Origin of the sequence: Sanguibacter sp. Leaf3 (assembly GCF_001425965.1) — a bacterium.
Lineage (GTDB): Bacteria > Actinomycetota > Actinomycetes > Actinomycetales > Cellulomonadaceae > Sanguibacter > Sanguibacter inulinus.
This window is the reverse complement of the sequence record NZ_LMRH01000002.1, coordinates 1095717-1109518: the sequence shown is the minus strand read 5'-3', so window position 1 is coordinate 1109518 and position 13802 is coordinate 1095717. Positions and strand designations below refer to the sequence as shown.

Genomic DNA, 13802 nt, shown 5'->3' with positions numbered 1-13802 from the left:
TTGCCCATGCGTGCACTGGTCGATGTCCGGCCCGCCGTCGCGTCGGACCTTCCGGTCCTGGCGAGGCTGAGCGTCTCCGCACGGCACGAGGCAGGTACGGGTGTCCAGCTCTGCGTCAACGACGAAGAGCGTCTGACGCGGCAGCTCGCGACCCTCACGGGTCTGCCGGGCGGCCGCATCAAGGTCGCCGTGATCGAGGGGCAGCCCGTCGGGTTCATGCTCGTGCGCATCATCGAGCCGAGCCTGTTCAGCGACGTGACGTCGGTCTACATCGAGGCGCTCTACGTGTCGCAGGACTTCCGTCGTCGCGGGGTGGGGCACGCGCTGCTCACCGCAGCGGGCGACCTCGCCGCGTCGGTCGGTGCTCTCGACGTCTACTCCGTGCCGCTCCCCGGTTCCCGAGGGGTGCAGCGCTTCCTCGCCAGGCTCGGCTTCGCGCCCGCAGCATCGCACCGTGTCGTCACCACGGCCGTGCTGCAGCGCAAGCTCGCCGCCGAGAGCGCCGGTCGCCGCCACCAGGTCCGAAGCATCGAAGACCTCATCGCCCGGCGTCGCCGCGCGCGCATCGAGACGAACAGCGGTCCGCTCGACCTGCGTAGCTTCCAGGCGAGCCTGTCGCTCGACAAGGCCCCGGAAGAGCCGTCGGCGACCGACGAGGCCACCGCAGCGGACGACCTCGTCGAGTCCTCAGACCGTCGGCACGAGCACCAGGCAGGTTAGCCGCGCCGTGCAGGTCCGCCTGCCCCGGTCGTCCGTCACGACGATCTCGTAGCTCGCCGTCGTCCGCCCCAGGTGGAGCGGTGTCGCGACCCCGGTGACGATCCCGGACCGAGCCGCCGAGTGGTGCGTCGCACCCACCTCGATGCCCACCACCGTGCGTCCCTCGCCCGCGTGCGCCTGGGCCGCGAGCGACCCGAGAGTCTCTGCGAGTACGACGCTCGCACCCCCGTGCAGCAGCCCTGCGGGCTGGGTGTTGCCCTCGACGGGCATGGTGCCCACGGTGCGCTGAGCACCGATCTCCAGCAGCTCGATCCCCATCCTCTCGATGAGCGTCCCGCGGACGAGGTCGGCGATGCCGGGGGAGGCGCTCGTGGCGTCGCCCTGCGTGGTGTCGTTGTCGGTCATGGGAGATAGGTTTGCAGGTGTGACCGACACTTCGCGACCCAGACTCCTGCTGATCGATGGCCACTCGATGGCCTACAGGGCATTCTTCGCCCTGCCGGTGGACAAGTTCTCCACCACCTCTGGCCAGCACACGAATGCCGTCCACGGGTTCATCTCGATGCTCGCGACGCTGCTGCGCGTCGAAGAACCCACGCACGTGGCCGTCGCCTTCGACGCTGGCTCGACCACCTTCCGCACCGAGGCGCTGCCCAGCTACAAGGGCACCCGCGACGCGACGCCCGAGCCCTTCAAGGGGCAGGTGCCCCTCATCAAAGAGGTCCTCGAGGCGATGCACGTGCCGCACCTCGAGAAGGACAACTTCGAGGCCGACGACATCCTCGCGACCCTGTCCTCGCAGGCCGACGCTCTCGGCATGGAGGTGCTCGTCTGCTCGGGCGACCGCGACTCCCTCCAGTTCGTCAACGAGAACGTCACCGTGCTGTACCCGGTCAAGGGTGTGTCCGAGCTCGCCCGGATGACCCCGGAGGCCGTCCGCACCAAGTACGGCGTCGAGCCCGACCAGTACCCCGAGCTCGCGGCCCTCGTCGGCGAGACGAGCGACAACCTCCCGGGTGTCCCGGGCGTCGGCCCGAAGACGGCCGCGAAGTGGATCAACCAGTTCGGCAGCCTCGAGCAGATCCTCGACCGCTCCGACGAGATCAAGGGCAAGGCAGGGGAGTCGCTGCGCGAGCACCTCGACGTCGTGCGTCTCAACCGCCAGCTCAACCACCTGCTGACCGACGTCGAGCTGCCCTTCGGCCCGGACGACCTCAAGGTCCAGCCGTGGGACCGCGAGGCCATGAGCACGGTCTTCGACGCGCTCCAGTTCCGGACGCTCCGCGAGCGTCTCTTCGCGATGCACCCCGCGGCAGACGACGACGAGAATGTCGGTCCGTCCGTCGACGTCACTCTCGAAGACCTCGCTCCGGGACTGCTCGAGGCCTGGTTCGCCGAGCACGACCAGCGTCCGCTCGGGCTCGACGTGGCCGGACGACCCGTCCCCGCAGGCGGAGACGCCTGGGCGCTGGCAGTCGCCGACGGACCCGCCTCGGCTGTCGCCCTCGACCTCACCGACCTCTCGGACGACGACGACCGTGCACTCGGCGACTGGCTCTCCGACCCGACCCGGCCCAAGGTCGTGCACGGCGGCAAGTCCGTCTGGCACGAGCTCGCCTCCCGCGGCTACTCCCTCGAGGGGGTCGTCTTCGACACCGAGCTCGCCGCCTACCTCTGCTTCCCCGACCAGCGCAGCTATGACCTCGGCGACCTCGCCGAGCGGCACCTGCACCGCGAGCTCACCCCGCTCGACACGTCGAACGGCGACCAGGGTGCGCTCGACCTCGCCGTCGGCGAAGACAGCGAGGGCGGGCGTCTCGCCGTGCGTGCTGCTGCGCTGACTGATCTCGCCGAGGTCCTGCGTGGCGAGCTCGGCGACCGCAGCGCCGAGTCCCTGCTGACCGACCTCGAGCTCCCGCTCTCGGCTGTGCTCGTGCACATGGAGCGTCACGGGATCGCGATGGACGTCGACTACCTCCGTGAGCTCGAGCAGCACTTCGGCGAGCTCGTGGCCGGAGCTGCCGGAGCGGCCTACGAGGTGATCGGACGCGAGGTGAACCTCGGGTCGCCCAAGCAGCTCCAGGAGGTGCTCTTCGAGCAGCTCGAGATGCCCAAGACCAAGAAGATCAAGACGGGGTACACGACCGACGCGGCGGCGCTGGCCGACCTCTTCGTCAAGACAGAGCACCCCTTCCTCAAGTTCTTGCTCGAGCACCGGGACTCGACCCGGCTGCGCCAGACCGTCGAAGGACTGCTCAAGTCTGTCGCAGACGACGGCCGCATCCACACGACCTTCCAGCAGACCATCGCCGCGACGGGTCGACTCAGCTCGACCGAGCCGAACCTGCAGAACATCCCGATCCGCACCGAGGCTGGGCGCCGCATCCGTCGCGCCTTCGTGGTCGGTGACGGGTACGAGACCCTGCTGACGGCCGACTACTCGCAGATCGAGATGCGCATCATGGCGCACCTCTCGGGCGACGAGGGCCTCATCGAGGCCTTCCGGACCGGCGAAGACCTGCACAACTACGTGGGCTCGCGCGTCTTCCAGGTCGAGACCTCAGCGGTGACACCGGCCATGCGCTCGAAGATCAAGGCGATGTCCTACGGCCTCGCCTACGGGCTCTCGTCCTTCGGTCTGTCCAACCAGCTGAACATCGACGTCAAAGAGGCGTCCAAGCTCATGGAGGACTACTTCACCCGCTTCGGCGGTGTGCGGACGTACCTCGCCGGAGTTGTCGACGAGGCGCGCGCCAACGGGTACACGGCCACGATCATGGGGCGCCGCCGCTACCTGCCCGACCTCACGAGCGACAACCGTCAGCGCCGGGAGATGGCCGAGCGCATGGCCCTCAACGCGCCGATCCAGGGCAGCGCAGCCGACATCATCAAGGTCGCGATGCTCGGGGTCGAGAAGGAGATCGCGGTCCGCGGGCTGAAGTCCCGCCTGCTGCTCCAGGTCCACGACGAGCTCATCCTCGAGGTCGGCCACGGCGAGCTCGAGGAGCTCACCGCCCTCGTCCGCGAGCAGATGGGATCGGCGGCCGACCTGCGCGTCCCGCTCGACGTGTCGGTCGGCACGGGGTCCAGCTGGCACGACGCCGGGCACTGACGACAGCTGGTGCGGGCAGGCTCGCACCCCGGGCCGACGTGGACGCTCAGCCCGGGGTGCGCGCGCTGAAGATCGCCGTCCCGGGGAGGAGGCGTCCGCGGGTCGGGCTCCATCCTCCCCAGGTCTGGTCGTGCCCCTCGGGCCACTCCGGCTCGACCACGTCGACGAGCTGGAGCCCCGCGGCCGTGATCTCACGGACGTGGTCACCGAGCGTCCGGTGGTACTCGGCGTAGGTGACGGTCCCGCTCTCGTCCCGCTCGGCGTACGGCCTGCGGTCGAAGTAGGACCGCTGGGCCGTGAGCCCGCGCTCGGTCGGGTCGTCGGGGAAGGCCCAGCGGACGGGGTGCGTCACGGAGAAGACCCACCGTCCGCCGGGCCGCAGCACGCGCGCGACCTCGGCGTGCACGGCCTGGGCGTCGGGGACGAAGGGGATCGCACCGTAGGCGCTGAAGACCACGTCGAAGCTCGCCTCGGCGAAGGGCAGGACCCGGGCGTCGACCTGGAGCGCAGGGACGTGCGTCCCCTGCGCGGTGTCGATCCGCAGGCTCTCACGCAGCATCCCGTGCGAGACGTCGGTCGAGACGACCCGCGCTCCCTGGCGGGTGAGCCACCTGCCGCACTGTGCCGCACCAGAGCCGATCTCGAGCACCTGGGCGCCGCGCAGCGACTCGAGAGGCCCGAGCAGGTGCGCGTCCTTCTCCCTCAGGCCCTCCGGGCACCAGCAGAAGTCGTCGGCGCCGAGGAAGGCACCGTGCTCGTCGAGGTACTCCGTCGCGTTCTCGTCCCACCAGCCGCGGCTCGCAGGCCCGGCCGACTCGTCGGGCACGTCCTGGTAGCCGGCGCGCAGCGCTCTGTCGTTCGTCACGGGACCAGTCTGAGGCATCGGGTCGCTTTGCTGGCCGACCTCTCGGTGGGCGATCGTGCCGGTCTGCCGACGAAGATGCTGGTCAACCCGCCGCGCGACACGCTGCTGGGCTCGTAGCGGGCCTGCCGGGCGGGGCACCCCTTGCGTTCGGCCTGTCCTCTGCGGGGGTGTGGTCAGCAGAGCGACACCTGTCCCTCCGGATGGGACCAATGGCGGCTCGGACCAGCGGAGGGGCTCTGTAGGGTTGAGGTCGAGGGTCCAGTTCTGGACCACGCGACGACGCTGCTCACCTGACACTTCTTGAGGGAGTTTGAATGAGAATCGGTCTGCTCACCGGCGGTGGCGACTGCCCAGGGCTCAACGCTGCGATCCGTGCGGTCGTCAAGCAGGGGCTGGGGGAGTACGGGCACACCATCATCGGCTTCCGCAACGGGTGGAAGGGTGTCGTCGACGGCGACGTCCGGACCATGTCCCGTGAGGACATCCGCAACGTCCTTCCCCAGGGTGGGACGCTGCTGGGCACCGCGCGATACCACCCGCACTCGGCAGACGGCGGTCTCGACGGCGTGATGGCGACGCTCGAGGCCGAGCGCATCGAGGCGCTCATCTGCATCGGCGGGGACGGGACGCTCCACGCGGCCAACAAGGTCGCCGAGCAGGGCATCAAGATCGTCGCCATCCCGAAGACGATCGACAACGACGTCGCCGGGACCGACCTGTCGATCGGCTTCCACACCGCCGTCAACATCGCGACCGAGGCGATCGACCGCATCCACACGACCGCGGAGAGCCACAACCGCGTCATGGTGGTCGAGGTCATGGGCCGCCACGCCGGATGGATCGCCGTGAACGCCGGGATCGCCGGAGGCGCCGAGCTCGTGCTCGCCCCCGAAGAGCCCTTCGACATGGACCGCATCGTCAAGTTCCTCAAGCACCGTCACCGCTCCCACGCGAACTTCTCGATCGTCGTGGTCGCCGAGGGTGCGCTGCCCAAAGAGGGCAGCTCGATGCAGTACGAGGCACAGCTGGGCAAGTTCGGCGAGATCGTCGCCGGCGCCATCGGTGAGCGCGTCGCGAACGAGATCGCGACCCGGACAGGCTTCGACACACGACTGACGATCCTCGGTCACGTGCAGCGTGGAGGCACCCCGACACCGACCGACCGGATCCTCGGCAGCCGCTTCGGCGTCGCGGCCGTCGACGCCGTCAGCCGCGGCGAGACGAACGTCATGACGGCCCTGCGCAACGAAGAGGTCGTCCTCGTGCCGCTCGAGGAGATCGCCGGCAAGGTCAAGCACGTCCCCGAAGACCTGCTGCGGGTCGCCCGGGTCCTCGCCTGAGAGACCAGCACGCCCGAGCGGGCGACGACGGGTCTGCCCTGATCAGGGGCCCGTCGTCGCCCGCGCGCCCACGTTGACCCACCCACCGCCGCGCCGGTAAGGTATATGGCGGTGCAGTACGGTCGCGCCCGCTCGTCCCGGAACGGTCAAGAAGCTCTCAGAGGCTCTCGTCCGTCCCCGTGACGAAGGGGTCGGCACGCAGGCGCTGCGCACGACACGCACCACCAGCCTGTTGCACCAGCACCACTCAGCACCATCACGCAGTACTGAGCACCATGTCCCGTGCCCTCGCGCACGAACAAGCAGCATCCCTATCCGAACTACTTCCTGTCCGCATCGGAGCACCTGACTCAATGACCATCTCTACCCCCGCGAAGTCCGCCCCGCAGGTCGCCATCAACGACATCGGCACTGCAGAAGACTTCCTTGCAGCCATCGACGCCACCATCAAGTACTTCAACGACGGTGACATTGTCGAAGGCACCATCGTCAAGGTCGACCGTGACGAGGTCCTCCTCGACATCGGTTACAAGACCGAAGGCGTCATCCCCTCCCGCGAGCTGTCCATCAAGCACGACGTGGACCCCGGAGAGGTCGTCCAGGTGGGCGACGTCGTCGAGGCGCTCGTCCTCCAGAAGGAGGACAAGGAAGGCCGTCTGATCCTGTCCAAGAAGCGCGCACAGTACGAGCGCGCCTGGGGCACGATCGAGAAGATCAAGGAAGAGGACGGCGTCGTCACCGGCACCGTCATCGAGGTCGTCAAGGGCGGCCTCATCCTCGACATCGGTCTTCGTGGCTTCCTCCCCGCCTCGCTCGTCGAGATGCGTCGCGTCCGCGACCTCCAGCCGTACGTCGGCAAGGAGATCGAGGCCAAGATCATCGAGCTCGACAAGAACCGCAACAACGTGGTCCTGTCGCGCCGTGCCTGGCTCGAGCAGACGCAGTCCGAGGTTCGTTCCACCTTCCTGCAGACGCTGCAGAAGGGCCAGGTCCGCCCCGGTGTCGTCTCCTCGATCGTCAACTTCGGTGCCTTCGTGGACCTCGGCGGGGTCGACGGTCTCGTCCACGTCTCCGAGCTGTCCTGGAAGCACATCGACCACCCGGGTGAGGTCGTCGAGGTCGGTCAGGAAGTCACCGTCGAGGTCCTCGACGTCGACTTCGACCGCGAGCGTGTCTCCCTGTCGCTCAAGGCGACGCAGGAAGACCCGTGGCAGACCTTCGCCCGTACGCACGCCATCGGTCAGGTCGTGCCGGGTAAGGTCACCAAGCTCGTCCCCTTCGGCGCGTTCGTGCGCGTCGAGGACGGCATCGAGGGCCTCGTGCACATCTCGGAGCTGGCTGTCCGCCACGTCGAGCTGCCCGAGCAGGTCGTCAACGTCGGCGACGACGTCTTCGTCAAGGTCATCGACATCGACCTCGAGCGTCGCCGCATCTCGCTGTCGCTGAAGCAGGCCAACGAGGGCGTGGACCCGGAGTCGGACGACTTCGACCCCGCTCTGTACGGCATGGCTGCCGAGTACGACGAGGCCGGGAACTACAAGTACCCGGAGGGCTTCGACCCCGAGACGAACGAGTGGCTCGAGGGCTTCGAGTCGCAGCGTGAGGTCTGGGAAGGCCAGTACGCCAAGGCGCACGAGCGCTGGGAGTCGCACCGCAAGCAGGTCGCCGAGGCCGTCAAGGCTGACCTCGAGGCTGCTGAGTCGGGCGACACCGACTCTGGCTCGAGCTCTTCCTCGGCCAGCACGTACTCGTCGGCTCCGGCTGCCGAGCCCACCTCCGGTGGCGGCACGCTCGCCTCGGACGAGGCTCTCGCCGCACTCCGCGAGAAGCTCACCGGTAACTGATCTGACCCGGGGCCTCGGCCCTGAGACGGCTCAGCACTGACAGCAGAGGCCGGTCACCTTCGGGTGGCCGGCCTTCGCTGTACCCGGAGCCACTCCTGATCTCCGATGCTGCCTGCTCGTCCGCTCGCGGTCCTCGTCGTCGTCCCCCCGTGCCGCCGAGGTCGTACCCGGGTCCGCGAGGTCGTACCCGTGTCGACGAGGTCGCACGGACGCGCCGAAATACCGGCATCGAGCCGTGATTCTGGCGTGTCCGTGCGACCTCGTCGTTGGGGGACGACTTCGTCATCGTCCGGACGACCTGGGTGCGCACGGTCTGGGTGCAGGGCCTACGACCTCGGCGCGGAGCCTACGACCTCGTCGTGGGGCGGACGACTTGGGCACAGCGCACGACCTCGTCGTGGGGCGGACGACTTGGGCACAGCGCAAGACCTCGTCGTGGGGCGGGCGACTTGGGTCCGGGGCCGGTGACTTGAGAACGGGGAGCCGGGTCGGGCCCCGGTCCGGAGAGACAGGGACCCCACCCGGCTCGAGCCGGCCTCTGTCAGGCTGGGTCCGTCAGACCGCTCACGGCCTCGGCGAACTGGGTGTGGTACAGGTCGGCGTAGAGACCGCCGGCCTCGAGCAGCTCGGTGTGCGTGCCCTGGGCGACCACGCGGCCCTCGTCGAGGACGACGATCCTGTCGGCCTCACGGATGGTCGACAACCTGTGCGCGATGACCACCGAGGTCCTGCCGACGAGCGCCGCGCTCAGCGCACGCTGGACGGCTGCCTCGGACTCCGAGTCGAGGTGTGCTGTCGCCTCGTCGAGGACGACGACGTCGGGGGCCTTGAGCAGCAGGCGCGCGATCGCGAGGCGCTGCCGCTCACCGCCCGACAGCCTGTACCCGCGGTCGCCCACCACGGTGTCGACACCCGAGGGCAGGGACTCCACGAGGTCCCAGATGTGCGCGGCGCGCAGCGACTCCTCGATCTCCTCGTCGCTCGCGTCCGGCCGGGCGTACCGCAGGTTGCCGGCGATCGTGTCGTGGAACATGTGCGAGTCCTGGGGGACCGTGCCGACCGTCGCGCGCAGGGACTCGAGGGTCACGCCGCGCAGGTCCTGGCCAGCGACCTCGATCGTGCCCTCGGTCGGGTCGTACATGCGGGTGACCAGCTGGGAGAGCGTCGTCTTGCCGGCACCTGACGGACCCACGAGCGCGACCATCTCGCCGGGTTCGACGCGGATGCTCACGTGGCTCAGAGTGGTGGACTGCGGGTCGTTGACGAGGGTCGCGACAGACTCGAGCGACGCGAGCGAGACCTCGGCGGCCGTCGGGTACCTGAAGGTCACGTCGCGCAGCTCGATGCTGGCTCCGTGCTCGGCGACCGCGAGACGCAGGTCTGTCGCGTCCTGCGCGTCGGTCACGCTCGGCTGGAGGTCGAGGACCTCGAGCACGCGCTCGAAGCTGACGAGCGCTGTCATCACGTCGACCTGGACGTTGGACAGGGCGGTGAGCGGGCCGTAGAGCCGGCCGAGGTAGGCAGTGAGCGCGACGACGACCCCGACGGTCAGCCCGCCGCTGATCGCGCTGAGCCCACCGACGCCGTAGACGACCGCGACCGCGAGGGCGGCGACCGTCGTCAGGCCCACCCGGAAGTAGGTCGAGTACATGGCGAGCTTCACGCCGATGTCTCGGGCGCGGCCGGCGTCGTGGGCGAACCTGCGCGACTCGTCGGCCGGACGGCCGTAGGTCTTGGCCAGGTGAGCGCCCGCGACGTTGAAGCGTTCGTTCATGGTCTGCGAGGTGTCCGCGTTGATCTCGTAGGACTCCCGCGTCAGACGAGCGAGGCGTGGCCCGATCCACCGTGCCGGCAGGATGAAGGCGGGCAGCAGCACGAGGGACAGGGCTGTGAGCTGCCAGGACATCGAGAACATCGCGGCGAGCACGAAGACCACGGTCAGGGTGTTCGAGAAGACGTTCGACAGCGTCGAGGTGAAGGCCTGCTGGGCACCCAGCACGTCACCGTTGAGGCGCTGGACGAGGGCACCGGTCCGGGTGCGGGAGAAGAAGGCGAGGGGCATCTGCTGGACGTGGTCGAAGACCGCGATCCGCAGGTCGAGGATGAGTCCTTCGCCGATCCGCGAGGACAACCAGCGCTGCGCCATCGTCAGCGCACCCGAGGCGAGAGCCAGAACGGCGACGAGTCCTGCGAGCCACAGCACGACGTCTCGCCGGCCCGGGGTGATGCCGTCGTCGATGATCGCCTTGAAGACCAGAGGCGTGGCAGCACCTATGAGGGCGTCGATCGCGATGAGCACGAGGAACACCGAGAGCTGCCGCTTGTACGGGCGGGCGAAGGCCAGCACACGTCGGACCGTGCCGTCGGCGAGGCGGTGCTGGGTGATACCGCGTTCCTGGCGGAACGAGCGGAACTGTCCGCCGCCCCCTCCACCTCCTGCGTGCATCGACACGATGTGCTCCCTTCGACGTGCTGTGTGGTCGTGCTGCTCGCCGCGACCTGTCGCGGCTCGGCGCGCCGTGCGCACGGCGGACGCGATACGTTGGGCCGACGCCCGTGCACCGGGCACCGGACGGTACGGCGCCCAGGGCGCCGTCCTCGCCGGCCGTGCGACGAGAGGGACGAGATGATCAGGATAGGTCTGACCGGCGGGATCGCCGCCGGCAAGTCGGTCGCCTCGACGCGCTTCGCGGAGCTCGGCGCAGTCGTGATCGACCACGACGTGCTCGCCCGCGAGGTCGTCGAGCCAGGGACTGTCGGTCTCGACCGCGTGGTCGAGGCCTTCGGTCCGGAGGTGCTGCTCGAGGACGGCTCGCTCGACAGGCCGGCGCTCGGTCACATCGTCTTCGGCGACCGAGCGCGGCTGGACCTGCTGAGCTCGATCATCCACCCGGAGGTGGCGCGGCTGTCCGCAGAGCGCGAGGCTGCCGTGGCCACCGCAGATGCCAACGCCGTGGTGGTCCACGACATTCCCCTGCTCGTCGAGACAGGGCAGCAGGAGACCTTCCACGTGGTGGTCGTGGTCGACGCCCCGGCCGACCTGAGGATCCGCAGGCTCGTCGAGAAGCGCGGTCTGGACCTGCCCGAGGCCCGTCGCCGGGTCGCGTCGCAGGCGACGGACGAGGCGCGCCTCGCAGCTGCCGACGTGGTGCTTCCCGGGGCCGGTGACGTGTCGCAGCTGCGCGCTGCCGTCGACGCCCTGTGGCGACGGCTGCAGGACGAGGTCGAGGCAGAGGTGCCCGTCCCCTGACGCTGCTGCTCGGGCGCTGTGGCCACCGGCACGCTCATCCCGGTGGGCGTTGTCGGTGGCTGGTCGTACGGTTGTTCCATGCGACCTGTGACAGATCTCCAGCGGACAGTGGCACCCTTCGAGGTGATCTCCGAGTACACCCCGTCGGGGGACCAGCCGACGGCGATCGCTGAGCTCGCAGAGCGTATCCAGGGCGGCGAGAAGGACGTGGTGCTCCTCGGTGCCACGGGTACCGGAAAGTCCGCGACGACAGCCTGGCTCATCGAGAAGCTGCAGCGACCGACGCTCGTCATGGCGCCGAACAAGACACTCGCCGCGCAGCTCGCGACAGAGTTCCGCGAGCTCTTGCCCAACAACGCCGTCGAGTACTTCGTGTCGTACTACGACTACTACCAGCCCGAGGCGTACATCGCGCAGACTGACACCTTCATCGAGAAGGACAGCTCGATCAACGACGAGGTCGAGCGCCTGCGCCACTCGGCGACGAGCAACCTGCTGACGCGGCGCGACGTCATCGTCGTCGCGTCGGTCTCGTGCATCTACGGTCTGGGTACCCCGCAGGAATACGTGGACCGCATGGTCCGGCTCGACGTCGGCGACCAGGTCGACCGCGACACCCTGCTGCGCAAGTTCGTCACCATGCAGTACACCCGCAACGACATGGCCTTCACCCGTGGCACCTTCCGCGTGCGCGGCGACACCGTCGAGATCATCCCGGTGTACGAGGAGCTCGCGATCCGCATCGAGTTCTTCGGCGACGAGATCGAGGCGATCCAGACGCTGCACCCGCTGACAGGTGACGTGGTGCGCAACGAGACCTCCATCCACCTCTTCCCGGCCACGCACTACGTCGCCGGTCCGGAGCGCATGGAGAAGGCCATCGCATCGATCGAGACCGAGCTCGAAGAGCGTCTCGCGACGATGGAGGCCCAGAACAAGCTCCTCGAGGCGCAGCGCCTGCGGATGCGCACCACCTACGACATCGAGATGATGCGCGAGATCGGCAGCTGCTCAGGCATCGAGAATTACTCGCGGCACATCGACGGTCGTGGTCCGGGTACGGCCCCGCACACGCTGCTCGACTACTTCCCCGAAGACTTCTTGCTCGTCATCGACGAGTCGCACGTGACGGTCCCGCAGATCGGTGCGATGTACGAGGGTGACATGTCGCGCAAGCGCAACCTCGTCGACCACGGCTTCCGGCTGCCGAGCGCGATGGACAACCGTCCGCTGCGCTGGGAGGAGTTCGTCGACCGCATCGGCCAGACCGTCTACCTCTCGGCGACCCCCGGAAAGTACGAGCTGTCGATGGCTGACGGCTTCGTCGAGCAGATCATCCGTCCGACGGGACTCATCGACCCCCAGGTGATCGTCAAGCCGACCAAGGGGCAGATCGACGACCTCCTCGAGGAGATCCGCGTGCGCGCGGAGAAGGACGAGCGCGTCCTGGTTACCACGCTGACCAAGAAGATGGCCGAAGACCTCACCGACTACTTCCTCGACAAGGGCGTGCGAGTCAGGTACCTGCACTCCGAGGTCGACACGCTGCGACGCGTCGAGCTGCTGCGCGAGCTCCGGATGGGCGAGTACGACGTCCTGGTCGGCATCAACCTGCTCCGTGAGGGTCTCGACCTGCCCGAGGTGTCGCTCGTGGCGATCCTCGACGCCGACAAGGAGGGCTTCCTGCGGTCCGCGACCTCGCTCATCCAGACGATCGGTCGTGCGGCTCGTAACGTCTCGGGCCAGGTGCACATGTACGCGGACACCGTCACGCCGTCCATGGCCATGGCCCTCGAGGAGACCGACCGCCGCCGCGAGAAGCAGGTCGCGTACAACCTCGAGCACGGGATCGACCCGACCCCGCTGCGCAAGAAGATCAGCGACGTCACGGACATGCTCGCCCGCGAGGACATCGACACCCGCGAGCTGCTCGAGGGCGGCTACCGCAAGCCCGCCAAGGGTTCGGCACCTGTCCCGGGTGGCCCGAAGGAGGGTGCGTCCGGCAACAGGCTCGCTGTCGCCGCTGCCGGTGATCTTGTCGGCCTCATCCAAGAGCTCGACGAGCAGATGCACGCTGCTGCGGCCGAGCTGCAGTTCGAGCTCGCGGCCCGCCTCCGCGACGAGGTCTCGGGCCTGAAGAAGGAGCTCCGCCAGATGCAGGCCGCCACGGCCTGACCTCTCGGCGCGTGACAGAGGTGGGCGGACACGCCCATGGAAGTCGACGACGCGGCCACCCCCGACGGGGTGGCCGCGTCGTCGTGCGTCTGCGGGGGAGTGCCTGCCGGGAGAACCGGGGGCCGAGGAGCGCCAGGCCACGTTCGAGCGCCATCGACGCTGCGTCGGACTTGTGGGCCGAGAGGCCGATGGAGCGTCAGTCCGCCCAGGGCCCGTAGACCACTGTCCACTCGGTGACCGCACGAGCCGCGACGAGCTGCTGCTGGTGGAAGGGGTCGGCGTCGAGGATCGAGCTGACGGCCTCGGCCGAGTCGCCCTTGAGGATGAGCAGCGCACCCTGCATGTCGTCGTCGGAGACTGGGCCCGACGCGAGCAGGATCCCCGCGGCGTACAGACCGCCGAGGAAGGCCCGGTGAGCCGGGCGGTGCGTGTCGCGGGCAGCAGAGTCGTCGGTGTAGACGTAGGTCACGGCGTAGGTGGTCATGCCCGCCATTCA

At 68.7% G+C, this 13802-nt stretch carries 10 protein-coding genes; 6 read left to right on the top strand and 4 right to left on the bottom strand.

Annotation, left to right across the window (positions count from 1 at the left end; all coding sequences use genetic code 11):
- The first annotated feature begins 6 nt into the window (after nucleotides 1-6).
- Entirely contained in the window at nucleotides 7-720 is a 714-nt protein-coding gene (locus tag ASG53_RS12320; RefSeq protein WP_056133346.1) for a GNAT family N-acetyltransferase, read from the top strand.
- Here the strand turns inward: ASG53_RS12320 and ASG53_RS12315 are convergent.
- Nucleotides 688-1125 carry a hotdog fold thioesterase gene (locus ASG53_RS12315; RefSeq protein ID WP_056133344.1) on the bottom strand — a complete coding sequence of 146 codons (438 nt, stop codon included), beginning with the start codon at nucleotides 1123-1125 and terminating at the stop codon, nucleotides 688-690. The genes ASG53_RS12320 and ASG53_RS12315 overlap by 33 nt on opposite strands.
- On the opposite strand from ASG53_RS12315, the gene polA reads away from it, so the two are divergent.
- Nucleotides 1124-3832 (top strand): DNA polymerase I, encoded by a 2709-nt coding sequence (polA, locus tag ASG53_RS12310; protein WP_056133341.1) that lies wholly within the window; start codon nucleotides 1124-1126, stop codon nucleotides 3830-3832. The two genes, ASG53_RS12315 and polA, sit on opposite strands and share 2 nt — an antisense overlap.
- A gap of 46 nt (nucleotides 3833-3878) precedes the next feature.
- Here the strand turns inward: polA and ASG53_RS12305 are convergent, their stop codons facing one another.
- Complete coding sequence (locus ASG53_RS12305; RefSeq protein WP_056133338.1) at nucleotides 3879-4715, bottom strand: class I SAM-dependent methyltransferase; 837 nt, start codon at nucleotides 4713-4715, stop codon at nucleotides 3879-3881.
- Nucleotides 4716-5011: 296 nt separating this feature from the next.
- Between ASG53_RS12305 and ASG53_RS12300 the strand changes: the two genes are divergently transcribed.
- Both ASG53_RS12300 and rpsA read left to right on the top strand, forming a co-directional pair.
- Nucleotides 5012-6037 (top strand): 6-phosphofructokinase, encoded by a 1026-nt coding sequence (locus tag ASG53_RS12300; RefSeq protein ID WP_056133335.1) that lies wholly within the window; start codon nucleotides 5012-5014, stop codon nucleotides 6035-6037.
- 353 nt (nucleotides 6038-6390) lie between these two features.
- A complete protein-coding gene (gene rpsA / locus ASG53_RS12295) occupies nucleotides 6391-7881 on the top strand; it encodes a 30S ribosomal protein S1 (RefSeq protein WP_056133331.1) in 1491 nt (496 codons plus the stop codon).
- 541 nt (nucleotides 7882-8422) lie between these two features.
- On the opposite strand, the gene ASG53_RS12290 is transcribed toward rpsA, so the two are convergent.
- A complete protein-coding gene (locus tag ASG53_RS12290) occupies nucleotides 8423-10327 on the bottom strand; it encodes an ABC transporter ATP-binding protein (protein WP_056134259.1) in 1905 nt (634 codons plus the stop codon).
- Between the two features lie 180 nt (nucleotides 10328-10507).
- On the opposite strand from ASG53_RS12290, the gene coaE reads away from it, so the two are divergent.
- Entirely contained in the window at nucleotides 10508-11131 is a 624-nt protein-coding gene (gene coaE / locus ASG53_RS12285; protein ID WP_056133329.1) for a dephospho-CoA kinase, read from the top strand.
- 78 nt (nucleotides 11132-11209) lie between these two features.
- A complete protein-coding gene (gene uvrB, locus ASG53_RS12280) occupies nucleotides 11210-13306 on the top strand; it encodes an excinuclease ABC subunit UvrB (protein WP_056133326.1) in 2097 nt (698 codons plus the stop codon).
- Between the two features lie 196 nt (nucleotides 13307-13502).
- Here the strand turns inward: uvrB and ASG53_RS12275 are convergent, their stop codons facing one another.
- Nucleotides 13503-13799, bottom strand: coding sequence for a YciI family protein (locus ASG53_RS12275; RefSeq protein ID WP_228087096.1), 297 nt, complete (start codon nucleotides 13797-13799; stop codon nucleotides 13503-13505).
- Between the last annotated feature and the right edge of the window lie 3 nt (nucleotides 13800-13802).

What these genes read in the sequence shown, in the direction of transcription:
- rpsA (WP_056133331.1), top strand. Translation starts at nt 6,391, where the DNA reads ATGACCATCTCTACCCCCGCGAAGTCCGCCCCGCAGGTCGCCATCAAC.
- coaE (WP_056133329.1), top strand. Translation starts at nt 10,508, where the DNA reads ATGATCAGGATAGGTCTGACCGGCGGGATCGCCGCCGGCAAGTCGGTC.
- ASG53_RS12320 (WP_056133346.1), top strand. Translation starts at nt 7, where the DNA reads ATGCGTGCACTGGTCGATGTCCGGCCCGCCGTCGCGTCGGACCTTCCG.
- polA (WP_056133341.1), top strand. Translation starts at nt 1,124, where the DNA reads ATGGGAGATAGGTTTGCAGGTGTGACCGACACTTCGCGACCCAGACTC.
- uvrB (WP_056133326.1), top strand. Translation starts at nt 11,210, where the DNA reads ATGCGACCTGTGACAGATCTCCAGCGGACAGTGGCACCCTTCGAGGTG.
- ASG53_RS12300 (WP_056133335.1), top strand. Translation starts at nt 5,012, where the DNA reads ATGAGAATCGGTCTGCTCACCGGCGGTGGCGACTGCCCAGGGCTCAAC.
- ASG53_RS12305 (WP_056133338.1), bottom strand. Translation starts at nt 4,715, where the DNA reads ATGCCTCAGACTGGTCCCGTGACGAACGACAGAGCGCTGCGCGCCGGC.
- ASG53_RS12315 (WP_056133344.1), bottom strand. Translation starts at nt 1,125, where the DNA reads ATGACCGACAACGACACCACGCAGGGCGACGCCACGAGCGCCTCCCCC.
- ASG53_RS12290 (WP_056134259.1), bottom strand. Translation starts at nt 10,327, where the DNA reads ATGCACGCAGGAGGTGGAGGGGGCGGCGGACAGTTCCGCTCGTTCCGC.
- ASG53_RS12275 (WP_228087096.1), bottom strand. Translation starts at nt 13,799, where the DNA reads ATGGCGGGCATGACCACCTACGCCGTGACCTACGTCTACACCGACGAC.